21 protein-coding genes and 1 riboswitch are annotated in these 26352 nt (G+C 37.8%); of the genes, 15 read left to right on the forward strand and 6 right to left on the reverse strand.

Annotated elements, in window-relative coordinates:
• Positions 1-143: 143 nt before the first annotated feature.
• From cdaA to glmM, 3 genes are read left to right on the forward strand one after another with little or no spacing between them, the layout of a single operon-like run.
• Complete coding sequence (gene cdaA / locus J2Z23_RS06870; RefSeq protein ID WP_057984394.1) at positions 144-974, forward strand: diadenylate cyclase CdaA; 831 nt, start codon at positions 144-146, stop codon at positions 972-974.
• Positions 967-2208, forward strand: coding sequence for a CdaR family protein (locus tag J2Z23_RS06875; RefSeq protein WP_057984396.1), 1242 nt, complete (start codon positions 967-969; stop codon positions 2206-2208). The genes cdaA and J2Z23_RS06875 overlap by 8 nt, the downstream gene beginning before the upstream one ends.
• Positions 2209-2240: 32 nt before the next feature.
• Positions 2241-3593, forward strand: coding sequence for a phosphoglucosamine mutase (gene glmM / locus J2Z23_RS06880; RefSeq protein ID WP_064468353.1), 1353 nt, complete (start codon positions 2241-2243; stop codon positions 3591-3593).
• Between the two features lie 88 nt (positions 3594-3681).
• On the opposite strand, the gene J2Z23_RS06885 is transcribed toward glmM, so the two are convergent.
• The 3 genes from J2Z23_RS06885 to J2Z23_RS06895 all read right to left on the reverse strand — a co-directional run bounded on the left by J2Z23_RS06885 (position 3682) and on the right by J2Z23_RS06895 (position 7212).
• The gene (locus J2Z23_RS06885) at positions 3682-4515 is read right to left on the reverse strand and encodes a flagellin N-terminal helical domain-containing protein (protein WP_057984400.1); all 834 of its coding nucleotides are present in this window, start codon (positions 4513-4515) and stop codon (positions 3682-3684) included.
• Between the two features lie 429 nt (positions 4516-4944).
• Complete coding sequence (locus J2Z23_RS06890) at positions 4945-6054, reverse strand: 5-methyltetrahydropteroyltriglutamate--homocysteine S-methyltransferase (RefSeq protein ID WP_205634424.1); 1110 nt, start codon at positions 6052-6054, stop codon at positions 4945-4947.
• 36 nt (positions 6055-6090) lie between these two features.
• Positions 6091-7212: a methionine biosynthesis PLP-dependent protein gene (locus tag J2Z23_RS06895; RefSeq protein WP_057984404.1), complete on the reverse strand. Its 1122-nt coding sequence runs from the start codon at positions 7210-7212 to the stop codon at positions 6091-6093.
• Between the two features lie 167 nt (positions 7213-7379).
• Positions 7380-7488, reverse strand: a riboswitch (SAM riboswitch).
• Between the two features lie 350 nt (positions 7489-7838).
• Between J2Z23_RS06895 and J2Z23_RS06900 the strand changes: the two genes are divergently transcribed.
• The 3 genes from J2Z23_RS06900 to J2Z23_RS06910 all read left to right on the forward strand — a co-directional run bounded on the left by J2Z23_RS06900 (position 7839) and on the right by J2Z23_RS06910 (position 10380).
• Complete coding sequence (locus J2Z23_RS06900) at positions 7839-8444, forward strand: class I SAM-dependent methyltransferase (protein ID WP_057984406.1); 606 nt, start codon at positions 7839-7841, stop codon at positions 8442-8444.
• Between the two features lie 116 nt (positions 8445-8560).
• A complete protein-coding gene (yfkAB, locus tag J2Z23_RS06905; RefSeq protein ID WP_064468354.1) occupies positions 8561-9691 on the forward strand; it encodes a radical SAM/CxCxxxxC motif protein YfkAB in 1131 nt (376 codons plus the stop codon).
• Between the two features lie 101 nt (positions 9692-9792).
• Positions 9793-10380 (forward strand): hypothetical protein, encoded by a 588-nt coding sequence (locus J2Z23_RS06910; protein ID WP_057984410.1) that lies wholly within the window; start codon positions 9793-9795, stop codon positions 10378-10380.
• 93 nt (positions 10381-10473) lie between these two features.
• On the opposite strand, the gene J2Z23_RS06915 is transcribed toward J2Z23_RS06910, so the two are convergent.
• On the reverse strand, positions 10474-10878 hold the full coding sequence (locus tag J2Z23_RS06915) for a hypothetical protein (protein WP_238456161.1): 405 nt from the start codon (positions 10876-10878) through the stop codon (positions 10474-10476).
• Between the two features lie 254 nt (positions 10879-11132).
• Here J2Z23_RS06915 and J2Z23_RS06920 point away from each other — a divergent pair, with 254 nt between their 5' ends.
• Positions 11133-12515, forward strand: coding sequence for an MATE family efflux transporter (locus J2Z23_RS06920; protein WP_209973547.1), 1383 nt, complete (start codon positions 11133-11135; stop codon positions 12513-12515).
• A 112-nt stretch (positions 12516-12627) separates the two neighbouring features.
• Here J2Z23_RS06920 and J2Z23_RS06925 read toward each other — a convergent pair whose 3' ends face one another.
• A complete protein-coding gene (locus J2Z23_RS06925; RefSeq protein ID WP_057984416.1) occupies positions 12628-13086 on the reverse strand; it encodes a hypothetical protein in 459 nt (152 codons plus the stop codon).
• A gap of 487 nt (positions 13087-13573) precedes the next feature.
• Between J2Z23_RS06925 and J2Z23_RS06930 the strand changes: the two genes are divergently transcribed.
• Entirely contained in the window at positions 13574-13999 is a 426-nt protein-coding gene (locus J2Z23_RS06930) for a DUF1801 domain-containing protein (RefSeq protein WP_209973549.1), read from the forward strand.
• Positions 14000-14042: 43 nt separating this feature from the next.
• Positions 14043-14519 (forward strand): SRPBCC family protein, encoded by a 477-nt coding sequence (locus tag J2Z23_RS06935; RefSeq protein WP_209973551.1) that lies wholly within the window; start codon positions 14043-14045, stop codon positions 14517-14519.
• A 257-nt stretch (positions 14520-14776) separates the two neighbouring features.
• Here J2Z23_RS06935 and J2Z23_RS06940 read toward each other — a convergent pair whose 3' ends face one another.
• Positions 14777-16135, reverse strand: a complete 1359-nt coding sequence (locus J2Z23_RS06940) for an Nramp family divalent metal transporter (RefSeq protein ID WP_057984422.1) — start codon at positions 16133-16135, stop codon at positions 14777-14779.
• Positions 16136-16544: 409 nt separating this feature from the next.
• Between J2Z23_RS06940 and J2Z23_RS06945 the strand changes: the two genes are divergently transcribed.
• From J2Z23_RS06945 to J2Z23_RS22560, 6 genes are all read left to right on the forward strand, one after another.
• On the forward strand, positions 16545-17537 hold the full coding sequence (locus J2Z23_RS06945) for a LacI family DNA-binding transcriptional regulator (protein ID WP_064468358.1): 993 nt from the start codon (positions 16545-16547) through the stop codon (positions 17535-17537).
• A gap of 288 nt (positions 17538-17825) precedes the next feature.
• On the forward strand, positions 17826-19106 hold the full coding sequence (locus J2Z23_RS06950) for a galactooligosaccharide ABC transporter substrate-binding protein GanS (RefSeq protein WP_057984426.1): 1281 nt from the start codon (positions 17826-17828) through the stop codon (positions 19104-19106).
• Positions 19107-19196: 90 nt separating this feature from the next.
• The gene (locus J2Z23_RS06955) at positions 19197-20453 is read left to right on the forward strand and encodes a galactooligosaccharide ABC transporter permease GanP (protein ID WP_064468359.1); all 1257 of its coding nucleotides are present in this window, start codon (positions 19197-19199) and stop codon (positions 20451-20453) included.
• A 3-nt stretch (positions 20454-20456) separates the two neighbouring features.
• A complete protein-coding gene (locus J2Z23_RS06960) occupies positions 20457-21305 on the forward strand; it encodes a galactooligosaccharide ABC transporter permease GanQ (RefSeq protein WP_057984430.1) in 849 nt (282 codons plus the stop codon).
• 45 nt (positions 21306-21350) lie between these two features.
• Positions 21351-23417, forward strand: a complete 2067-nt coding sequence (locus tag J2Z23_RS06965; RefSeq protein ID WP_209973554.1) for a beta-galactosidase — start codon at positions 21351-21353, stop codon at positions 23415-23417.
• A 166-nt stretch (positions 23418-23583) separates the two neighbouring features.
• Positions 23584-26352, forward strand: coding sequence for a glycosyl hydrolase 53 family protein (locus J2Z23_RS22560; RefSeq protein ID WP_274387259.1), 2769 nt, complete (start codon positions 23584-23586; stop codon positions 26350-26352).

Here is a 26352-nt window from a genome sequence, read left to right on the forward strand (position 1 = left end):
CTTTTTGATGAATAAAAAATAGGCTAATCATTGATGTGGATAATGGAGATTAGCAAATAATGTATGTTATAATGTATAGGCTATAATACATAGTAATAATTGAGAATATACACCATTTTGAATAAACAGATGGAGGAAAGATAATGCCGTTTGCCGACCTTCCCATCCTAAAATATTTATCGCAAATCGTTGATATTTTTCTTGTTTGGTTTGTTGTCTATAAATTAATCATGGTTATACGTGGAACAAAAGCTGTTCAGTTACTTAAAGGTATTTTTGTTATTATTATAGTAAAATTATTTAGCGATTTTTTCCATTTAAATACATTAAGTTTAATGATGGAGCAGGTCATTACATGGGGATTTCTAGCAATCATAATTATTTTTCAACCAGAGTTGAGACGTGCCTTGGAACAATTAGGAAGAGGGAAGTTTTTTGCTAGGAGTGGAATTCAAGAAGAAGAAGAGCAAAAACATCGAGTTGATGCGATTATAAACGCAACGAATTACATGGCGAAAAGGCGGATCGGTGCCCTGATTTCGATTGAAAAGGAAACCGGAATGGGAGACTATATCGAAACAGGAATTCTAATGAATTCTAACTTAACTCATGAACTTTTAATTAATATTTTTATCCCGAATACACCTTTGCATGATGGAGCTGTAATTATACAAAAAACAAAGATAGCTGCGGCAGCTTGTTATTTACCTCTATCGGAAAGTCCGTTCATCTCCAAAGAACTTGGAACGAGACATAGAGCAGCATTGGGGATTAGTGAGGTAACGGATAGTTTGACCATTGTCGTTTCAGAGGAAACAGGTGATGTATCTGTGACAAAAAACGGCGAGCTACTTCGTGATTTATCGAATGAAAAGTTTAAGGAAATTTTAATGAATGAGCTTATTGATGATCCTAAGTCGAAAGCATCCTCCCCATCAATCTGGAAGAGAAGGGAGAAGCCAAAGAATGGATAATTTTATGGAGAACCCTTGGTTTGTTCGTATTATCGCTTTGTTGCTAGCCATTTTTCTTTTCGTTACAGCTAATGATATTGGGGGCAAGAACAATAGCTCTACACCTAATAGTATGGAGAACAGTGATGTAGATACAATTGTGGATGTTCCCGTTGAAATATATTATGATTCCGAAAATCTAGTTGTTTCTGGTGTTCCAGAAACAGTTGAAGTAAAATTGGAAGGGCAAAGGAGATTCGTTGAGGCTGCAAAGAGGCAACGTGATTTTACAATCTATGTGGATCTCTCAAATTTAGAAATTGGGAAACATCGGGTTCCAATTTTATATAAGGATATTTCCGATAAATTAAAGGTGACGATTGATCCATCTTACACTGAAATTAATTTGCAAGAAAAAGTAACAGAAGACTTCAGAGTGGAAGCTGAGTTCAACAGGAGCATTTTGGCTGAAGGCTTTGAGGCAGAACAACCAGAAGTAAAGCCGAAAACTGTTAAAATCACTGGAGCAAAGGATATTATTGAAAGAATCTCCTATGTAAAAGCGACGATCGATGCCAGTGGTCTTATTAATGACACGATTAAAAGGGAAGCACGCGTCACAGTCCTCGACCGAGATTTGAATAAATTAAGTGTAATTGTAGAGCCGGAAACAGTTTCTGTAACGATACCTATTACAAATCCGCGGAAAAATGTCCCAATCAAAATTAATAAAGAGGGAGAGGCTCCCGAGGGAATTGATATTAAAGCTGTAAGCACTGTTACCCCTGAAGTGATGATATTTGGAACCACTGAGGTTTTAAAAGATATCGATGAGTTAGAGGTATCTGTGGATATAAGTAATATACATGAAGATACTGAAATTGAAGTACCTGTCGAAAAGCCGGTAGGTGTAAATAAAATTACTCCCGAAAATATTCAGGTTAAAGTAACAGCGGATAAGAAAAAGCATGAGAAAACTTTTGATGAAATTCCGATCGAGGAAAATGGGCTGAAAGAAGGAATGGAGTTTGAACTTTTATCACCAGCAAAAGATTCAGTTATGTTAAAAGTGTTTGGTGAGGAAAAGGATTTAGAGAATGCTAAGGAAGGTCAATTTCATGTAATCATGGATTTAGCTGGTCTTAGCGCGGGAACTCATGATATTGAACTTGCAGTTGAAGCGCCTAAAAACATTGAATGGGAACTATCACAAAAGAAAGTAAAAGTGCGAATAAGAGATAAAGAAAATGGGTAAACCACTTTTCTTAAGAAGGAGCGAGAATCAGAATGGGTAAATATTTTGGAACTGATGGAGTAAGAGGGGTTGCAAATAGTGAACTTACGCCAGAATTAGCATTTAAGTTGGGAAGATTCGGTGGCTATGTTTTGGCTAACCAAACGGAACGCCCTAAAATTCTCATCGGCCGAGATACCCGGGTTTCAGGCCATATGCTAGAAGGTGCCCTTGTATCTGGATTATTATCAATTGGCGCCGAAGTTATGCGTCTAGGGGTTATTACGACCCCTGGAGTCGCTTATTTAACAAAAGTATTAGGAGCACAGGCGGGAATCATGATTTCTGCTTCTCATAATCCTGTTGCCGATAATGGCATTAAGTTTTTCGGTCCGGATGGATTTAAATTATCAGATGAACAAGAGAGTGAAATTGAGCAATTATTAGATGCTGGGGATGACTTACCTCGGCCTACAGGAGCGGCATTAGGAGTTGTGAACGACTACTTTGAAGGTGGACAAAAGTATCTACAATTCTTAAAGCAGTCAGTGGACGAAGATTTTACGGATATACATATTGCATTAGATTGTGCTAATGGTTCGACCTCTTCATTGGCCACACATCTATTTGCGGATTTAGATGCAGATATCTCGACAATGGGAGCATCACCAAATGGTCTCAATATCAATGATGGAGTGGGTTCAACCCATCCCGAAGCCTTGAGTGCCTTTGTGAAAGAAAAAGGAGCAGATATCGGGTTAGCGTTTGATGGAGATGGTGACCGCATTATTGCGATTGATGAAAATGGACAAGTTGTAGATGGGGATTATATCCTCTATATTTGCGCGAAGCATTTGCAAGAGGAAGCACGCTTGCAACATTCTACAGTTGTTTCAACAGTAATGAGTAATCTTGGCTATTATAAAGGGCTAGAAGAACTAGGAATCCAGAGTGTTCAAACAGCTGTTGGTGACCGTTATGTTGTGGAAGAGATGAAAAAGCATGGCTATAATTTGGGTGGAGAACAGTCAGGGCATATCATTTTCTTGGATTATAATACAACAGGGGACGGCCTTTTGACTGGTCTTCAGCTTGTGAATATTATGAAGCTAACAGGCAAGCCATTATCTGAATTAGCAAAGGGTATGAATAAGTTCCCGCAAACACTGATCAATGTACGTGTGAAGGATAAATACCATGTAACAGATAATGAGAAAGTTAAAGCGGCCATAGAAGCAGTTGAAGCAGATATGAATGGAAATGGTCGTATACTAGTGCGTCCATCTGGAACAGAACCACTTGTGCGAGTAATGGTAGAGGCTGCGACGGAAGAAGACAGTGTAGCATTTGCGAATCGAATTGTTGCTGTTGTACAGGAGGAAATGGGACTTCCTTCAGAAGAATAATGAAGAAAAGATGCGAAAGAGCAAAACAAGCTTTTTTGCATCTTTTTTGTTTGAATTTGTCTGTATTTCAATGGCTAATGAATTTTTATTAATAGTAGCGAGTTGATGGTGGCTCGAGCAGTTTTAAGATTGAATAGGCCTGCTGCATATGAAGACGCATGACATATTGATTCGCTTGCAATAAAATCATTGCCTTCGTATAATCCATCATTTCCTTCGCTAAATCAGCATCACGAATTCTCGATTCTGCCGCCACAAGATTTTCCTCCATAGTGGAAACATTGTTGTAGGCATGTTCTAAGCGATTCGTATAAGCCCCCATTTTAGAGCGTTCAGAAGAAACCGTTTGGATTGCTTTGTCGAGGGCTTCCATGGCATCATTAGCCTTGTCTCTGTCTTCAATGGAGATATCATCTAATCCTAGGGCCGTCGCACTCATATTTCCAAAAGATAGCTCAATCGTTTGCCCTGCATTTGCTCCAGCTTGGATATGAAAAGTACCTTTTTCCCCATTTAATAGTGGCATTGTATTAAATTCGGTGTCACGCGCAATTCGACTAATCTCTTCTTTCAATTGATCAAATTCAATTGAAAGTGCTTTACGATCTGTATCTGTTAATGTGTCATTGGCTGCCTCAACACTCAACTCGCGCATTCTTTGGAGGATAGAGTGGGTTTCGTTTAATGCGCCTTCGGCCGTTTGCAGCATCGAAATGCCATCTTGAATATTCCTGCCGGCTGTCTGTAAACCTCGAATTTGTGCACGCATTTTTTCAGAAATCGCCAGGCCAGCGGGATCATCAGCAGCACGGTTAATTCTCAATCCTGTCGAAATACGCTCAAGTGAGCGTTGGGATACTGTTAAATGACGATTCATTTGATGGGCAAGCGATAACCCTGTACTATACCATTTCCCTAACAAATGACTCTCTCCCTCATACATTGTCTATTATATTTAATATCGGTATGAAATCTGATTTTTAAAGTAAGCGTATAAAAAATGAATGGAATTCTGCCTGAGAGGTGATTATTGAGGAAGACTTTCCGTTAATATTTATATTGATCGGAAAAACTTTTAAGAAGAACTGCAAAAATATATGATCGGTCTTGTTTTTGCAGGGAAGTGCAAAAAAGTGGCACAGCGAGAAGAGTGACTGTCCCCAAAATTATGGAAAAAGCATAAGAGGGGTACAGCAAAATATCAAGCACTTCTTATTTGTTCTAAAAAAAGGCTTGATGATCATGTTACCCTACTTGACCATGACCGGTGATTACAGAGACGTTTTAACCAAGGACGCGAATTTATTCTTTAAATCAGTGGGGATGGAGTCCCCACTGATCAAACTTCACTTTATCCCCAAACTTCTTTAGCGATATCTACAATATATTTCAGCTTTTCCCATTGTTGCTCTTCCGTCAATTTGTTTCCATGGTGAGTGGAGGCAAATCCACATTGTGGACTTAGGCATAGTTGCTCCAATGGAACGTACTGTGAAGCCTCTTTAATTCTGGCAATAATTGTATCGCGATCTTCTAACTCGCCATTTTTGGAAGTTATGAGTCCCAGTATAACACGCGCTCCACCATTTGGAATATGATCGAGTGGTTTGAAATCTCCTGAACGATCATCATCATATTCTAGGAAGAAGCCATTCACTTTTTCCTTAGCGAATAGGGTAGGAGCAATTAAAGCATAGCTTCCTTCGAAGGCCCAGTTTGAGCGGTAATTTCCACGACATAGATGTGTAGTTACAATAAGGTCCTCCGGTTTCCCTTCCAATACTTCATTGACTACTCGTAAAGCTAAGTCAATTAAATATTCTCTTGAAAACTCTCCATCGTTAAAAGGGATATCTGGTGAAGATAAGCCGGCGATGTAGACATCATCAAATTGTAGATAGCGACAGCCAGCATCATAAAAGGCCTTAAGTGCATCCCGATAAGTTTGAATAACATCTTTGGCATAGTCTTCGATATCTGGATAAATCGTTACATCACGAATACCTTCGTTGAATAATTGGTTTGGACTTGGAATAGTTTGTTTAGCAACGGCACGTCCGTCAACAATTTTATTAAATTCAATGAACTCTTTAACATGAGGATGGTCAGTGTTAAAAGAGATTTTTCCCGTATTTCGTACATTGTATCTCTCCGTTTCTTCTTCACCATGAAAAATGTATCCAACCTCAGGTACATAGCCCTCAATTCCATTGAGATGTTCTTGGAAATCCGTATGCCAGAAACGGCGTCTAAACTCTCCATCTGTAACAAGTTCGAGGCCTACTTCAATTTGTTTATCAACAATGTGTTTAATTTCTTCTGTTTCAATTTCATGTAATTGTTCCGCTGTAATCGTTCCATCTTTAAAATCTTTTCGTGCTTGATGAATGCTATCTGGTCGTAATAAACTTCCAACATGGTCGGCTCTGAATGGAGCCTTTGTTTTTGTGATGGTTGTCATGGTTATTTCTCTCCCTCTTAGCTTTGATATTTTAAATTATCTATTAATAAGTGATTGACTCGCGGCTTTAAAAGCTTGTTTTACATCGGTGATTAGATCATCTGCCTTCTCTACACCAACTGAAAAGCGTAATAAACATTCGTCTACGCCTCTACTTAATCGCTCTTCTAACGGAATATCGGCATGTGTTTGTGTAGTAGGATATGTTATAAAACTTTCAACTCCTCCTAAACTCTCGGCAAAAGCGATAATTTTTAAGTTTTGCAAGAAGGGATCTACCCACTCGCTATCCTTAATCCTGAAAGAAATCATCCCACCTTTTCCCGCATAAAGAACATTAGTGACAAAAGGTTCATTCTCTAAATAAGTTACAATTTTCTTAGCGTTTTCTGTATGTTTTTCCATTCTGAGATGAAGAGTTTTTAATCCTCTTACAAGTAGCCAAGAATCCAGCGGGGATAAGATAGCACCTGCGGCATTATGATTTGTAGCAAGACGCTCGCAAATTTTTTCTCCCTTTGCTACTACAATCCCAGCAACGACATCATTATGTCCGCCAATATATTTCGTTGCACTATGGACAACAATATCAGCTCCAAGTTCAAGTGGACGTTGATAATATGGCGTTAGAAAGGTATTATCTACGATTAGTAATAGTTGGTGTTTCTTGGCAAGCTTTCCGTATTCCTCAATATCAATTTCTTGCATAAGTGGATTTGTTGGTGTCTCAATAAGCAATGCCTTTGTTTGCGGTGTGATTAACTTTTCCGTATCATCGATATCATTAAACTCAGAATATACTGTACGAATTTGGTAGGATTCTTCGTATTGTTTAAGTAAGCGATATGTGCCACCGTATAAATCAGCACAGGCAATAATTTCGTCGCCTGATCGGAATAGGGATAAGGCTAACTGGATTGCCGCCATCCCCGAGCTACAAGCAAATCCGGCATCACCTGATTCAAGATCAGCCATCCCTGCTTCTAAAACGGAACGGGTAGGGTTTTTTGTCCTAGAATAATCATACCCAGTGGAAAGACCAAGTCCTTGATGTTCAAAAGCAGTGGATAAATAAATAGGTAGATTGATAGCACCAGTTTTTTCGTCTGTGCGGTTTCCTAGTTGTGCAAGTTTTGTTTCAATATCATTGACTGGCATAATCTTCATCCTTTTCTAAGATAGTAATTTAGAATAGCGTTGCTCTCAGCCAACACCTCTTCGTAATAACGTCGGGCCCATGTACCATTTGCTTCTCAGGGTTAGGCTAAATTCAAAAAAATGAAGACCTTCTAGTAATAAGAAGGTCTTCATCATTGAAAACGAACTTCTTATCTTCAAGGTTTAAAAAACCTATTGGAATTAGCACCATTGCCTAAAGAAGGCCGGTTGCTGAGACATCCAAGGGCCAAATCCCTCCGTCTCTCTGGATAAGAAAAGAATCATATTAATTTTTTGAAAGGTTTAATGATTTATACTTTAGTATATATTTCCGAAAAAAGCAAGAATAACTTTTTACCTTTTTGTGAAAAGGGAGTGAAACTACCCTATAGAATTACTAAAGAATAGTCAGAATGGACAATATAATAGAAGTTATATATGAGAGTTACTAGCGTTCATATCATCATTGCTCTATAGACTTCCATACTTAGTTATGAATAGTCTTTACTCACTATATTTTTATAATAATCCTTTCCTCAATGGGAATTATTAATGGAGACAAAGGTGTTAGGTCTGATTATAGCTTATGTTAAAATAGAAATATGTAAATAAAGGAGGCCCCTAAAATGAATTCAAAATGGCATGAACGATTTTCAACGGAGGAATATTTTTATGGGAAAGAGCCCAATTTATTCTTAGTGCAAGCGGAACAGAGATTGCCTAAAGGGAAGATCCTTTGTATTGCAGAGGGAGAGGGACGGAATTCGGTCTTTCTAGCATCTAAAGGATATGATGTAACGGCATGGGACTTTGCCCAATCTGGAATTGAAAAGACGAAGAAATTGGCTGAAGATCGAGGCGTGGTTGTTAAAACAGAATGGCATGATTTAACTGATGTAGTATGGGAAGAGGAAGAATGGGATGCCATTATACATATATTCGGGCATTTTCCGCCTCCTGTTTTTACAAGGACAATGGCAGGAATTCGTAAAGCATTGAAACCAGGTGGTTATTATGTAAGTGAATTATACACGAAGGAACAGCTTGATTATGGAACGGGAGGGCCTAAGGAAAGAGAGTTTCTTTGCGATCCTGGCACATTATTAGCTCAGTTTTCAGATTACTTCATTCATCACTTTTATGTAGGAGAGGTTGAGAGAATCGAAGGTCAAGGGCATAGTGGGTTGGCTCATGTAGCCCAAAGTATATTTCAAAAAAGAGCATCCCGTTAATGGGAAAGAGAATAAAACCTAGATCATTTCGAATAAAGATAGGATAAACAGAGAATGATCTACTTTTTGAGCGGCTAAGATGAATTAGCCGCTTATGTATGGAAAGGATGTCAGCAATGAATATAAAGGAAAAGTTACAACCCATTACAGCTGCCTATGATCCTTGGGAAGCTTATATGGATGTAAATGAATTTGGAGAAATGGTGTTATCTAATATTGAATTTACAACAACAACATTGTGTAATATGCGCTGTGCCCATTGTGCAGTTGGCTACACATTGCAGGACCGCGACCCTGATGCATTAACAATTGAATTATTGTTAAAACGCCTTGATGAAATTCCGCATCTTCGCACTCTAAGTATTACAGGTGGAGAGCCAATGATGTCCAAGAAGTCAGTGAGAGAATATGTACAGCCGCTATTGGAATATGCGCATAATCGAGGAGTAAGGACGCAAGTAAATTCAAATTTAACTCTCCCATTTAGCCGCTATGAATCGATCATCCCTTACTTAGATGTAATGCATATTTCTCATAACTGGGGAACGGAAGATGAATTTGTAGATGTAGGTTTTGCGAATATGGAACGTAAGCCTTCTAGGGAACATCGAGGCCAATATTTAAAACAAATGTTTACCAATGCTAAGGCGCTTTCTGAAGCCGGGGTGTTAGTTGCCGCAGAAACGATGTTAAACAAGCGGACTTTTCCTTATCTTGAAAAAATCCATAATGAAGTAGTCGAGATGGGCTGTGCACGCCATGAAATTCATCCTATGTACCCTGTTGATTTTGCTAGTAAACTAGAAACATTGACTTTAGCTGAAATGAGAACAGCGATTGAGAGACTATTGGATCATCGTGATCCATCTGTTTGGATGATGTTTGGGACTCTCCCTTTTTATCCATGTAGTGCCTCCGAGGAAGACCTCACACTGTTAAAACGGTTGTATCAATCCGAAAATGTGACAATTAGAAATGATCCAGATGGACGTTCACGGCTTAATGTAAATATATTTAATGGTGAAATTATTGTAACAGACTTCGGAGATGAGCCATCTTTAGGAAATGTACAAACAACTTCTCTGCTCGAAGCTTATGACACATGGATGGAGACAAAGACAGCAAAATCGTTGAACTGTCATTGTCCTGCTGTTAAATGTTTAGGCCCAAACTTGCTTGTAAAAAACACGTATTATCAAGATGTCAATTTTCAAACTAGAACAGAAAAAATAAGCTCAAAGGCTTAAAGTCTAAATCCATTTCTTCGCCCATCTCTAAAACAAATAAAAGGTTTTCAAACGTTTTTGTTGAATGTTAACTGAAAGCTTATTGAAAAGGGGAGGAAGCGGTGAAAAAATGGGGACCGCTTTTGCTACTACTTAGTCTGTTTAGCTTTCTACACTTGTCTCCAATCCCGGCACAAGCTTGTTCTTGTGCTGAGTTGCCAGGAGTAGAAGAAGAATTTGAACGCTCGACGGCTGTCTTCTCTGGGAAAGTAATAGATATAAGAGAAAAAACAAATTCAGCCGGATTTAACTATAAATCTATTTTATTTCAAGTGATTCAAACTTGGAAGGGCGTAAACGAAACACAGGTAATCATTACGACGGGTCTAGGTGGTGGGGACTGTGGTTTTGCTTTTAAAGAGGGGCAAGAGTACTTAGTTTATGCATATGAGTCAGATATGTATGTAGAAAAAGCATTATCGACCGTTATATGTGATCGAACAAATGAACTTCGTCTTTTAGAAGAAGACTTAGCTAGTTTAGATGAAGGGCAAGCACCAAGAGAACAGCTTGATCTAACAGAAGAGCAAGAGGATGAACAAGAAGGGATACATGAAAAGCGTACATTATCTAGTTGGTATGTAATTCTTCTTGGGGTTCTCCTTGTTGTTGGATTGCTAGCTTTAATATATCGGCGGAAAAGAATTTAATATAGCGACAAAGCAGGGGGATTTGCCTAAAGAGTCCTCAATTGCTAAACTATGTCAAACAATTGGGGGCAATTCGATCCCACCTGCTTTTTATTAAGGCATTTGGATAAATAGCCCTACTAAGGAAACGATGGGGATGCTCATAGTTAAAGAGAGGGCAATCATAGCAAAGGACATGACAATACTTTTCATATCCTCAGTAACATCCACCTTTGTTTGAAGAAAAATAAAACTAGGGCCAATTAAAATAGAAAATAGAATGAAAAGGAATGGGACGAATAAAACGCTCATATCTTGAATTGGTTGCATAGTCGCAAACCCACTCACCACTAGTATAAGTGGGATGACTTCGCTTATTGCAACGCCAATAAAAAATTTTGTTTGTATTTCCGCCCGTTTTTCTGGGTTCACTTTTAGTTTATCCAAGTGAATTTTGAACGTGATCACCATGCTAAGTACTGCAATAATCGAAGCAATTGCAAATAAATATGGAGACAACAAGAATCCCCCCTCCCTACAATAATGTCTATCTAAATTAGACCTTAATAACCCTGTTATGTAAAGACCTTTTATAAAATCGGAAAAGAATATCTGCAGGTAACAAGTCTAGTAGTCTTCTCTATTTTCTCAATATCTTGACAAAAATCTTCATTCGCTAATAATAATTCTCTTAAAAAGAATAAAATCCCCTCTAGTCAACCGTAGATTTTGGTGGTAAGATACCTCTTGTTTGAATATGAAAAGGAGGGCGGATGACAATGGAGAGAACACATGCGAACGGTAAACAACTTCATTTATTGCATCTTACTTGGCCCATTTTTTTAGAGGTCTTTTTATTTATGTTTATGGGGATCGCAGATACATTAATGCTGAGTTCACTATCAGATGATGCCGTCTCTGGTGTAGGCGCAGCGAACCAGTATTTGCAAATCGCCATTTTAATATTAGAAGTCGTCGGGAATGGAGCGGCTATCGTCGTTTCCCAATATCTCGGTTCAAAAAGATATAAAGAAGCAGCGAAGATTTCCGCGTTGGCAGTTACATTAAACTTGCTTGTTGGGATCGCAATTAGCGTCGGATTTCTTATCTTTTCTAAACATATGATGGTGGCAATGAATTTACAAGGTGATGTCCTGTATTATGCCACACATTATTTGGGCATAGTTGGGGGAGCGATTTTCCTTCAAGCCATTATTAATTCGTTAGCTGCGATTATTCGAGTGCATGGCTGGACGAAGCAAGCTATGTTTGTATCGTTAGGGATGAATATTATCCATATTGCTGGTAACTATGTATTGATCTTTGGAAAATTTGGTTTTCCTGAATTAGGAGTACAGGGAGCAGCGATTTCTTCTGTTGTAAGTCGTTTTATAGCACTTTTAGTTTTCTTTTGGCTTTTATATCAAGCTTTGGATGTACGAATCAAAATTAGCTATTACATGACTTTATCGAAGGAATATGTCATGAAAATCTTAAAAATTGGTGTTCCATCAGCTTTTGAACAAGTCATGTATCAAGGCTGTCAATTAATGTTTCTCTACTATGCAACATTCCTCGGTGCCGAGTCATTAGCAGCACGGCAGTATGCAATGAATATTTCTATGTTCACGTATTTATTTGCGATTGCAATCGGGATGGGGACATCTATTATTGTTGGTCGACTAGTTGGAGGGAATGAAAAGGATCTAGCTTATACACGGGTATGGAGCAGCGTAAAGTGGTCAGCTAGTATTACGTTCGGAATGGTTATCTGGGTAATGATTTTCCGTAAACCGTTAATGGGGGTTTTTACAGATAATCCTCAAGTTATTGAATTAGGTGAATCTGTATTACTATTAAGTATCATCCTCGAAACTGGGCGTTCGATTAATATGGTACTTGTGAATTCCTTACGTGCTTCTGGTGATGCGAAATATCCACTCTTTATTGGTTCGTTTTCGATGGTACTAATGAGCTTACCACTAGGATACTTCTTAGTATTTCATTTGGATTTGGGCCTTGCAGGTATTTGGTTAGCTATTGCCGCAGATGAATGGACGCGAGCGCTAATCTTTTTCTTCCGTTGGCGCAGCCGGGCTTGGGAACAACACTCTCTTGTGCAGCCAGAAGTTACAGATAAACCAGCCCCGATTTAAGCAAGTTAAAAGATATCAAAAAATGGCAAGTGAGGGAAAGCAGTTTCTCTCCCTTGCCTTTTTTGATATTAAAAAGTTCAATTTATATTAATATTTTATTTAAGCTAGAAAATTAATCAGATTTATATATTCTTTGTTGCCACTTGTGATAAATGTAAATAATAAATGAAAGCACAAAAATTACCAAAAAGTATTGCCATGGTAAGATGTTTTTATATGTAGCAATCCCTAAAACATTTAATAAAGGCAGTACGATAAAAGCCATGAATGCATCTGTGATTAAATTTAATGCTGCATATAATGGGAATTTTTGTGATGTGAATTTGAATATCCAAAAAGTACCGACAGCGAAAATACCATAAGCGAAGCTAACGTCAATCATATAACCCCATGGAACGATCTGCTTATGTAAGATCCACCATTCATACGTATAAGCAATTTGAAAGATGATGGTCATTAGTAATGAAGTGAAAATAGTGACAGGCATATACCTTTTCCGTTCTTCCGGATTGCTGAAAAATAAAGTGAACCAAGGCAATATTAATGTAGCAAGCATAATTATATGGACCATGATGAAATAGATTCACTCCGCTTCAAAAAGTTAATTAAATTTATGTTTTCTCCTTAGGATAAATTTATTCAACTAAATTTCTCTAAAATTAACGAAAATTCGGATTGTCATGTGAAAAATATGAAGTATTATAGTCATCCTAGCAAATGGATATGCGAGGTCCCTGTGAGGGTATACTCCGTTAACGGTATGCGAAAGCTAAATTACATTACACATAATTTTTATTAAACAACGGTAATTCCTTCAGAAAGCGATTGCCCTACATCTGGTATAAATAAACAAACGAATTTATTTAAAACGATTTTACATTTTATCAAGCATTTTAAAAGAGATTCATGACTGAAAGAGAATTTACGACGGTGCTAGAGCATCATTGCAAAAAGGGATACAAACCCTGATTATTACCTGTTTAGCTAGTGGAGGCTTCTAAGAATTTTCATGGTATACTGAGGGAATCGCTAGCTGATAAAGAAAGGGAGGGATGGAAATGTATAAATTAAAAACGTTGGAAACAGATCACAGTGTCTTAGATTTTATTGAGAGTGTTGATAGTCTAAAAAAACGCGAAGATGCCTATCGGTTGTTAGAGATTTTTACGGAAACAACTGGTTATGAAGCAAAAATGTGGGGGCCTAGCATTATTGGGTTCGGTTCATATCATTATAAATATGCCTCAGGCCATGAGGGAGATGCCCCACTTGTTGGTTTTTCTCCAAGAAAGGCAAAAATTAGCTTATACTTTTCTTTGGAGAGTGAAGAAAGGGCATGTTTACTAGCGAAGTTAGGCAAGCATACTACTGGAAAAGCTTGTGTGTATATTAATAAAGTAGCTGATATTGATGTTGAGGTATTAAAAACGCTTATTCAGGAAACGGTCCTATTTTTACAGAAAACATATCCAGATCCTTCTTAAAGCTGAATACTATATGTGATTTTTAAAAAAAGGGGGGGAGCTATTGTTAGCGACAATTAAGCAGGTTAATGATGGCTATACAGCTCAATTTGATCGCCATTTTAAACATTCGGTAGAAATGGTATGGGAGATGCTGAGGGAAAACGATAAGTTAAAGCTCTGGTTTCCCGAGTTAAGGATTAAAGAACTGCGGGAGGGGGGAAGGATCGAGTTTGATATGCAAAATGGTAATTTTGAGGAAATGATGATTACATCTTATTCGCCGAAAACCATTCTAGAATTTACATGGGCAGATGATTTAGTTCACTTTGAGCTATATGAAGAGTCTGAAGGCTGTCACTGTATCCTCAAGGAAAAAATGCGGACAATAACGGAGCATACTCCTCGAGATCTTGCAGGTTGGCATGTCAGTCTTGAGGTAATAAGTGCTTTATTAGATGGACGGAGGATGGAGGGAAGGAAACAAGAATGGGAGAAATGGTATGAGCAATATAAGGCTGCTGTCCATAACTTGACCTAAAGTATAAAAAGGTAATGAACTAATTTTTACAAGGGTATTTCCTCTCTATTGTTCTTGAGATCGAGGGTTTGCCCTTCTTTTTCTGTTCTAATTGATGTTCCGCTGAAAGTTTCCCCTCTAATATGAACTACTAGGTGTATTCTATAGCTGACAAAGTTGTCATCCTTTAATGTTGAAACTCCATTTAGTATCTTCCTTTCCACAGCAAAATGGACCGCTAATGTGTCCAATTAATAATAAAAAGGATAGCTAATTTGCTATCCCAACTCCTGTCCTGTTACAACAATATAAACAATCAAAAATATGTTTAACACTATGATGATCGCTGTGCAGATCCAGGCAAGTATTTTTATCCAATGTTTGTTAGCGAATTCCCCCATTTTGTCTTTACTATTTGTAAAGACAACAAGTGGAACAACAGCAAAGGGAAGTTGTAGGCTTAAAATCACCTGACTCCAAAGTAAAAGGTCAGCTGTTCCTCGTGAACCTGCTATCCATGTGACAACAAACGCGGGAACCACGGCAATTAGCCGCGTTATAATACGCCGAAGCCAAGGAGAAATTTTTAAATGTATAAATCCTTCCATTACAATTTGCCCTGAGAGAGTGCCGGTTATGGTTGAGTTCTGTCCTGATGCTAAAAGGGCAACAGCGAATAAAGTACTAGCTATGCCGACGCCAACAGTCGGGCTTAATAATCGATAGGCTTCTTCAATTTCTGAGACTTGAATTCCTTTTCCATGAAAAGCTGCGGCACCGAGAATTAAGATAGCCGAATTAATAAGAAAGGCTACAGTCAAGGAAAAAGTGGAGTCCAGGACAGAGAACTTAATCGCTTCTTTTTTACCTGGAGTTGTTCGTTTAAATTGCCGTGTTTGAACGATCGATGAATGTAAGTATAGATTATGTGGCATTACAGTGGCACCTAAAATACCGAGTGAAATAAACAACATCTCTGGATTCACAACAATCTCCGGATCAGGTATATATCCTTTTAAAAGAGCAGAAACCTCTGGTTTAGAAGCAATCACTTCAAATACGAATACACCAAATATCGTGACCATTAACACAATCACAATGGATTCAATGATACGGAACCCCTTTTTCTGTAATAATAATAGTAATAAAACATCTAAAGTTGTAATCAAAATACCAGCCAGCAAAGGGATACCAAAAAGCAGATTTAAGGCAATGGCTGACCCAATAACTTCAGCTAAATCTGTTGCGATAATTGCTAGCTCTGTTAGAATCCACAGAACAAAAGCAAGCTTTTTACCTGTTGCATCTCTTGTTGCTTGGGCTAAATCTCGTCCTGTCACAATCCCAAGTTTAGCGGATAAAGTTTGTAAGAGTATGGCCATTAAATTAGAAATTAGAATAATGGATAGTAATGTGTAACCAAATCTTGCTCCACCTGCGATTGAGGTAGCCCAGTTACCGGGATCTACATACCCTACAGCTACAAGTGACCCAGGACCGGCAAAAGCAAAAAGCTTTCTCCAGAAGCCACCATTCTCCGGTATGCGGATTGAACTATTTACTTCATCCAAACTTTGAGTAGAACTATGCTGTAACCAACCGCGGTGTGAGTTTGATGTATGATCATGCTTGTCCAAGTAACCACCCCCACAAATTATGCGCTAAGGGAGAATTTTTTCCTTAGGGCAATTTAAAGTGAAAGAATTCCTCACCATATCCTTTAAACAAGTGAATTCTATATAGGTATAATACCCATTTAGTGAACTTTTAATAGTTCATATCAAAACTAACGAATAGTATTGGTGCTAAAAACAAATAGAGGAGAGTTTTAATAATAAACTGAGACGTGGCAGGAAAATTAGAGAATTTTGGGGAATTATAGATGAGAGTACACGGGGGAAACATATAGGAATAAAATCCTAGTTTATTTATACCTTGTTTGCTGTAGAAAAACATAGTAAAATAAAAGTAAATTATTTTACCTATGATAGATGAAGTAGGAAAATTTAATATAAACTATTCCAGAAAAGTATGGGGGGAAATTTATTGGCGACGATTAAGGATGTTGCTAAGAAATCTGGTTTTTCCATTGCAACAGTGTCACGCGTATTAAACAATGACGCAAACCTATCCGTTACAGAAGAAACGAGAGAAAAAATTTATGAGGCAGCAGACGCATTAAATTATCGAAAAAAGGTTGTACAACCTCTTATTAAGAATATAGCTTTTTTATATTGGTTGACAGATAAGGAAGAATTAGAAGATGTCTATTTTAAAACAATGAGAGAAGAAGTGGAAAAATGGGCAGAAAAGTACAATATTGAATTAACAACCTATAAAATTTCTGGTGGAATTAAACAAATCCCAAATGACACAGAGGGGTTTATTGCAATAGGTGGATTTTCGGATGAGGAATTAAAATATTTAAGGAGTATCACATTATCGGGGGTTTTTATTGACTCTACTCCTGATCCTGACCATTATGACTCTGTACGCCCTGACTTAATTCATATTACAGTGAAAGCAATTGATTATTTTCTATCAAAAGGTCATACGGAAATCGGCTTTATTGGTGGTACTTATCATGATCCCAATACAGATACGGAAAAAATGGATATTCGTGAACGAAAATTTAGGAGATATATGGAAGAAAAGGGAATGTTGAATGAAAATTACATTTTTCGCAATCGGGGCTTTTCTGTTGAAAATGGATATAACTTAATGAAAAAGGCCATTTTAAAATTGGAAGATCAATTGCCTACAGCTTTTTTCATTGCATCAGATCCGATCGCAGTAGGGTGTTTGCAAGCATTGAATGAACAGCAAATTGCGATCCCGAACAGAGTAAGCATAATTGGAATTAATAATATTAGTGTAGCCAAATATGTTTCTCCTCCTCTAACTACATTTCATATTGATATTCATGAGATCAGTAAAAATGCAGTTGAATTACTATTGGAACGTATACATGATAAGCGGAGAATCGTGAAAACTATACATGTCGGTGCTAGTTTAATTGAAAGAAAAAGTACAATTTAAATAAGCGGAATAACGATAAGCTGGGTCATAGCTAAAATGGTAAGCTCCAAAGAAGAACAATGCATTGCCTAACGAGGTATATTTGCAAAGTTGGGTATTTGCACGAGAGTAGTTCGGTTTTTTCTTTGGCGATAACATGCTGACCCAGCTTCTTTTTTTGTTTAACTAAAACTTTTATTAAAATTGACGAAAAAAGATTTATTAATTTTACCGAATATGATATATTGTTTTTAGTAAAACGTTTCCGCCTATTTTAGGTAAAAATATTTTAATAGGATGTGTTGATAAATGAAAGGGTATAAAAAATACCTCTATCTTTTAGTTGGACTAGCTTTAAGTTTGGTATTAGTAGGCTGTGGTCCACAAGATGATGGGGAAGAGAAAGCATCTGGGTCAAAAGATTCAAATAAAGAGTATGACTTATTAGTGTGGGAAGATCAGGATAAAGCTGATGGGATTGAAGACGCAATAGCGAAATTTGAAGAAGAAAATGACGTTAAGATCAAAGTTGTCGAAAAAGCCTATGCTAAACAGATTGAAGATTTACGATTGGATGGACCAGCAGGTACTGGACCAGATGTATTGACAATGGCTGGGGACCAAATGGGAACGGCTGTAACAGAAGGATTATTGAAGGACTTGAATATTGGAGATGATATTCAATCTATTTATACAGATGAAGCATTATTATCTCAAATGGTAGACGGAAAATTATATGGTTTACCAAAGGCAGTGGAAACAACCGTACTTTATTATAATAAAGAACTTGTTTCAGAAGAGAAGTTACCAGAAACATTAGACGAATGGTATGAACTTTCAAAAGAATTAACAGATGGAGAGAACTTTGGATTATTAGCTTTATGGGACCAAATCTATTATGCACAAAGTGTAATGGGTGGTTATGGTGGATATATCTTTGGCCGTGATGATAATGGGGCATATGATCCTACAGATATCGGTTTAAATAATGATGGGGCAATTGAAGCAGCTGAATATATGCAAAAGTTTTATAATGATGAGCTCTTTCCTACAGGAATTATTGGAGAGCAAGGAATCAATGTATTAGATTCGCTATTTTCAGAGGGGAAAGCGGCAGCTGTTATTTCAGGACCTTGGAATCTTGAGCCATTCGCGAAAGCCGGAATTGATTATGGAGTAAAAGCTCTACCTAAACTTCCAAATGGAGAGAATATGAGCGCATTTGTTGGGGTTAAAAGTTATAATGTAAGCTCTTTTTCTAAGAACCAAGAACTAGCAGAGAAATTTGTAGAATTTCTAACAAACGAAGAGAATTCTAGAACTAGATATGAAGTAACAAAAGAAGTACCTGCAGTGAAGGCATTAGCCGATGATCCGGTAGTAACAGAAAGTGAAGCAGCGGCGGCTGTAGCAGAGCAATCTCAGTATTCAGAGTTAACACCAAATATTCCAGAGATGAACGAAGTTTGGACACCAGTTGATGCTGCATTACAAACAATTGCAACAGGTAAAGCAACGCCTAAGGAAGCATTGGATCAAGCTGTTCAAACAATCAAAGGACAAATTGAAGCCAATCATGGTGGACAATAACCTTACGACTTCATTGTTATGGGTGCCAAGTGTTGGCTTGGCACCTGTTTGCAATAAGCCTATGTAATGAATAAAAAAGGGGTGGAAGAAGTGCCACATCGACAAAAAGCGTTGTTTTTGTCTATAATTCCGGGATTAGGTCAGTTTTACAATCGGCAATGGGTAAAAGGCCTTCTGTATCTAATCGTCACATTTTCCTTTTTTTGGGCTTTTAAAGATCTGTTAAATATGGGATTTTGGGGGTTATTTACTTTAGGTGAGAAGCTCCCGCGTGATAATTCAATTTTCTTACTAGCCGAGGGGATTATAGCTGTCATTGTCACATGCTTTGGATTAGGTATCTATTACTTGAATTTACGAGATGCCTATAAAAATGGAAAATTACGAGACGAGAAAACACCATTAGGATCGTTAAAGGAACAGTATCATAATTTAGTGACTCAAGGTTATCCTTATCTGATTACGGGTCCCTCATTATTCATCCTAATCTTTGCTGTTATCTTTCCAATTTTATTTAGCTTTTTATTAGCTTTTACAAACTATGATTTATATCATTCTCCGCCAGCACAATTAGTCGATTGGGTTGGATTTGAAACATTTGCAAAGATATTTACAGTAGATATATGGCGCTCCACTTTTTTTGATGTATTAGGATGGACGATTATCTGGACTGTGGTTGCCTCTACTTTGCAAGTGAGTTTAGGAATCATTTTGGCTGTTATTGTCAATCAAAAAGATTTAAGATTTAAAAAGTTTATTCGCACAGTATTGATTTTGCCGTGGGCAGTCCCTGGCTTTGTGACAATTTTAATCTTTGCCGGGTTATTTAATGATAGTTTCGGTGCGATTAATAATGATATTTTAGCAGCGTTAGGCATTGATGCGATTCCATGGATGACGAATGCAACTTGGTCAAAAGTAGCTTTGATCTTTATGCAAGGCTGGTTGGCATTTCCTTATATTTTTATTGTGACAACAGGTGTCTTGCAATCGATTCCGCAAGATCTATATGAGGCAGCAACGATCGACGGGGCTTCGGCCTTTGCGAAATTCAAAAAGATTACGATGCCATTAGTGTTAACATCGATCGCGCCAATTGTGATTACGCAATACACATTCAACTTTAATAATTTTAATATTATATATCTCTTCAATGGTGGAGGGCCGGCTACACCGGGCTCGACAGCTGGTGGAACAGATATTTTAGTCTCTTGGATTTATAAATTAACCATGAAGTCAAGCCAATATTCTCTTGCGGCTGCGTTGACTATCTTACTATCAACTTTTGTTATTTTGATAGCATTATGGCAATTTAGACGCACGAATTCATTTAAAGAGGGGGCTTAACAGATGGTAAGTGTAAAAAGAAGTAAATTCTTTCGACTTTTTTTCTCTTATTTAATCTTGGGTTTTATGATGGTCATCATTATCTACCCCCTCTTATGGACAGTGGGAGCTAGTTTTAACCCAGGGAATAGTTTAGTAAGTACATCAATGATTCCTAAAAATCCGACATTAGATCATTATCGAGAATTATTTGCTGGAAAACAGAGCTTGCAGTATGTTCAATGGTTTAAAAACTCGATAAAGATAAGTATTTTTACGATGATTGGTACATTGATTAGTGTCGCGTTTACAGGTTATGCTTTTTCGCGCTTTCGCTTTAAGGGGCGCAAAAACGGCCTTACATTATTTTTGCTCTTACAAATGATCCCACAATTTTCTGCATTGGTTGCTTTATTTGTACTAGCTCAATTATTAGGAATGATGAACAGTCATTGGCTATTAATCTTCTTATATATCGGTGGGCAAATCCCTATGAATACCTACTTATTAAAGGGGTACATGGATACCATTCCAATAGATTTAGATGAAAGCGCAAAAATTGATGGGGCAAGTAATACACGAATCTTCTTCCAAATTATTCTGCCTTTGTCGAAGCCAATGCTTGCTGTTGTGGCGATGAATGGTTTTACAGGACCATTGGGAGATTTTGTATTATCGTCAACGATTTTAAGAACACCTGAATCTTATACTCTTCCTATCGGATTATATAATTTAGTTAATGATGTAATGGGGGCAAGCTATACAACGTTTGCTGCAGGTGCAATTTTGATTAGTATTCCAATTGCTCTTCTCTTTGTCTTATTACAGAAGAATTTTGTCAATGGTTTGACAGCAGGTGGAACAAAGGGCTAGGCAGGGGTTTATTACTAAGAAATGAATTGTTAAAGGAGAATAAACATGACTAAACTAGATAGAACCTATGTTACAGAAGCAAAATATATGCTTCATGGGGGGGATTATAACCCAGACCAATGGTTAAATAGACCAGAAATTTTAGAAGATGATATTCGCCTAATGAAATTAGCACATACAAATGCCTATTCTATTGGGATGTTTTCGTGGAGCTCGCTTGAACCAGAAGAAGGACGCTATGAGTTTGAGTGGTTGGATCAAGTGTTTGACCGCATTCATAAAAATGGTGGAAAAATTGCCTTAGCAACACCAAGTGGCGCTCGTCCTGCCTGGTTATCACAAAAATACCCTGAGGTTCTACGAGTTGATAAAAATCGAATGAAGCAATTACATGGTGGACGTCATAATCATTGTTTCACTTCGGAAGTGTACCGGGAAAAAACGCAAAAAATGAACCGGATTTTAGCAGAAAGATATGGTAACCATCCTGCCCTTTTTATGTGGCATGTTTCTAACGAATACGGTGGAGAGTGTCATTGCGACCATTGCCAAAATGCTTTCCGTAATTGGCTTAAAGAGCAATACAATCATGATTTAAACTCGCTAAACGAAGCATGGTGGGGACCATTCTGGAGTCATTCATTTAATGATTGGTCGCAAATCGAATCCCCATCCCCAATTGGAGAAAATGCAGTACATGGTCTAAATCTGGATTGGCGCCGCTTTGTTACGGACCAAACAATTTCATTTTATGAAAATGAAATTGTCCCATTACGCGAAATTACACCTAATATTCCAGTAACAACTAACTTTATGGCTGATACAGATGACTTAATCCCGTTTCAAGGTTTAGATTATAGTAAATTTGCTAAACATGTTGATGTTTTAACATGGGATGCTTATCCTGCTTGGCATAATGATTGGGAGGAAACGGCAGATTTGGCAATGAAAGTTGGGTTTATCGATGATTTGTATCGTAGTTTAAAGCAGCAGCCATTTTTATTATTAGAATCTACACCAAGTGCAGTAAATTGGCACAAAGTGAATAAAGCGAAGCGTCCAGGAATGCATTTACTATCTTCAATGCAGATGGTTGCGCACGGTTCAGATAGCGTGATGTATTTCCAATGGCGAAAATCCCGGGGATCTTCAGAGAAATTTCATGGGGCCATTGTAGACCATGATAATAGTACTGAAAACCGCGTATTTAAAGAAGTTGCAAAAGTAGGTCAGTCTTTAGAAAAACTGACTGAAGTGACAGGAACGAACAGACCGGCAAAAGTTGGAATCTTATATGATTGGGATAATAATTGGGCGTTAAATGATGCACAAGGGTATGGCTTGGAAACGAAGCGATATCCGCAAACATTGCAACAACATTATCGGACATTCTGGGAAAAAGATATTCCTGTTGATGTAATTACAAAAGAACAGGATTTCTCATCCTATCAATTAATCGTAGCACCGATGCTTTATCTAGCCAGCAAAGAGACGCTTGCTCGCTTGAAGACATTTGTAGCTAATGGTGGTACGCTCGTGATGACCTATATTAGTGGAATTGTGAATGAGCATGATTTGACCTATACAAGTGGGTGGCCACAAGATTTACAGGATATCTTTGGAATGCAGCCAGTCGAAACTGATACGCTTTATCCGAAAGATAAAAATTATGTGACTTACCAAGGTAAGCATTATCTGTTGAAGGACTATGCGACGGTCTTGGAGCTGAACACAGCCAATTCGGAAGGGATTTATAAAGAAGACTTTTATGCTAATACTCCGGCGATTACAAGCCATAGTTATGAAAAAGGAAAGACATATTATATTGGTGCAAGATTAGATGCTGAATTCCATTTTGATTTCTATAGTCGCCTAATTGAAGATCTTTCCCTCCAGCCTGCTTTTTCAGTGAAGCATGGAAAAGGGGTTTCTGTACAGACTAGACAGGATAAGGAGCATGATTATGCTTTTATTATGAACTTCACAGAAGAAAGACAAACTATTACTCTACCTTCTAAGGGAACGGATTTATTATCTGGAGATGAACTAGAGGGAGAGCTTATCCTAAATAAATACGAAGTAAGAGTAATTAAAGCTCCAAGAAATAGTTAATTGAAATAAGCAATTTAACATCCATTCCATCCAAGCACACCTATGGAATGGATGTTTTTCTAAAAAAGGTTAAGGTTAAATGGTAAATGTTAGAGAGCATTAAATGAAATAAAATGACAACGCATACAAGGATTTTAGTATAAAATTTTGGGGAAAGGAGAAAGTCATGGAAAAGGTTAAAGCTATTTTTGGAAAAGGGATTTGGGTTTTTGGAATTTTTTTGATATTATTTTTCCCAAACTTTAGTAAAGTGGAGGCTGAGACGGAGTCTAACATGATAAAAAATGGGGGATTTGAGGTAGATATCTGGGAAGATGGTAATTGGAAAGTGAACAATAAGGAGAATATAGATATTCAACACTTCGCCTATAAAGATGATGAATGGATTGAAGCGAATGAAGGAAATTATGCGTTGAAATATTGGATGGAGGAAGAAAATATAAGGGAAGAAAGTGTTACTATTAGTCAAACACTCCCTTCATTGCCAGCTGGGAAATATCGCTTATCTGCACATATTATGGGTAGTTCAGATACTGAACAAAGCTATGTAAGTCTTATTGCAGGTGATCAGATAGCTGAGGCTATAAAAACGTCAGGCTATAATAATTGGGAAACGATTACAATGAATTTTGAATTAGATAGTGAGACAAGCCGATTTGCAATTGGGGCACTTGTTCAGGGGGAAGCGGGTGCTTGGGGATATTTAGATAATTTCACATTGGAAAGATTAAATGCAGAGGAGGAGCAACCAATCGAGGCGGATATTTTTGTGCAGAAGGTAGATGGTTTGAATGACGATTTTATTAAAGGGGTTGATATTTCCAGTATTATAGTTTTAGAGGAAAGTAATGTCCGTTTTTATCGAGAATCTGGTGAGGAAGATGATCTGTTTACGATTTTAGCTGATGCGGATATTAATTATGTTCGTGTCCGTGTGTGGAATGATCCTTATGATGTTCAGAGAAATGGCTACGGTGGGGGAAACAATGATCTTAAGAAGGCGATTGAGATTGGGAAAAGGGCTACAGCTAACGGGATGAAAGTATTAGTTGACTTTCATTACTCTGATTTCTGGGCTGATCCAGCCAAACAACAGGTTCCAAAAGCTTGGGAGAAAATGAGTTTTGAAGATAAAAAAATTGCTATGTATGATTACACGAAGTCTAGTTTGCAAATGATGTTAGATTCCGGGGTTGATATCGGTATGGTCCAAGTAGGGAACGAGACAACGGAAAGTTTTGTTGGGGAATCTGATTGGGAGAAAATGAGTCAATTATTCAATCAAGGAAGTCAGGCTGTTCGCGATGTAGATCCGAACATACTAGTGGCTCTACATTTTACAAATCCGGAAACTGCTGGAAGATATGAGACCATCGTAAAAACATTAGCTGTAAATGATGTTGATTATGATGTTTTTGCTAGTTCTTACTATCCGTTTTGGCATGGCACATTAGAAAACCTTACTTCAGAATTGCAACATGTGGCAGATACATACGGAAAAAAAGTAATGGTAGCAGAGACTTCGTATACATATACAGATGAAGATGGTGATGGACATGAGAATACAGCCCCACAGGATTCAGGGCAAGTTTTAAATTACCCAATTACAGTTCAAGGGCAAGCGAATGCTATAAGGGATGTAATTGATGCAGTTGCCAAGGTAGGAGAGGCTGGCATTGGTGTTTTCTACTGGGAGCCAGCATGGCTACCAGTTGGACCAGCTAGTGAACTGGAAAAGAATAAGGAGCTTTGGGAGAAACATGGTTCTGGTTGGGCTAGTAGCTACGCAAAAGAGTATGATCCAGAAGATGCTGGAAAATGGTATGGTGGTAGTGCCGTAGACAACCAAGCATTATTTGATTTTGCTGGAAAAGCACTTGCTTCGCTAAATGTATTTAAGTATGTAAAAACAGGTGCTATCGCAACTCGTACTATAGATGAAGTGAAAACACCAACGTTCAGTATAACACTAGGTGAAAGCGTAATCTTGCCGGAGACGGTACAGGTGGTATATAACGATGGGAATACGGAAGAGGTGCCTGTTACTTGGAACATGTCTGATCTCGAAGGGGCAGTCAAGAATGGTGTAGGCAGTTATATCATTGCGGGAACAATTACTAATGAAAACTTGGAAGTAAAGGCCCATCTACAAATTAATAGGGAAAACTTTGTAATGAATCCGAGCTTTGAAGACGAAGATAGAAGTATGTGGCGAATTGAGGAGACAACCCCACAAACTCAATTTCAAAATAAGATGGAAGATGCAAAGACCGGACAGTATTCTCTCCATTTTTATTCTGACCACTCTGTTCAATTCAAGATTGAGCAAGAAATTACTGATTTAACGCCTGGATATTATAATTTTAATTTATTTCTCCAAGGTGGAGATGCGGTTGACCAAGACATCTTTATATATGCTCGAACAGCTGAAAGAGAGTATAAATTGGCTTCCTCTGTGGATGGTTGGTTGAATTGGAATAATCCCGAACTTACAGATATTCTTGTTAAAGATGGCAATATTACGATTGGAATTGCTGTGGCTGCGAATGCAGGGGCGTGGGGAACAATCGATGACTTTTATTTATATAAAAACAAGGATAATATCGAAGACCAAAATAAGGATCCTCATCCAGAGGAAGAGTCTGGGAATGGGGAACAAGGACAGGGCAAATCGCCTGAGTCAGTTGAAGATAAAGTTGAAACACCAGATGACCAAAACCTTTCTAGTTCTTCAGACGTAAAGAAGGAAGAAGTAGATGAAAAGACAATAAATGAAGCAAAGCCAATGATTCAAGACCAAAACCAAGCTAAGTTAGAGGGGGAATTACCTAACACTGGTACTAATTATTACACATATTTATTAATAGGAGTAATGCTTGTAGGAATAGGATTTTTCATACAGCTTGCCTATAGGAAAAGACGTGAGAGAATATAA

Source organism: Lederbergia galactosidilytica, from assembly GCF_017873565.1.
Lineage (GTDB): Bacteria > Bacillota > Bacilli > Bacillales > Bacillaceae_C > Lederbergia > Lederbergia galactosidilytica.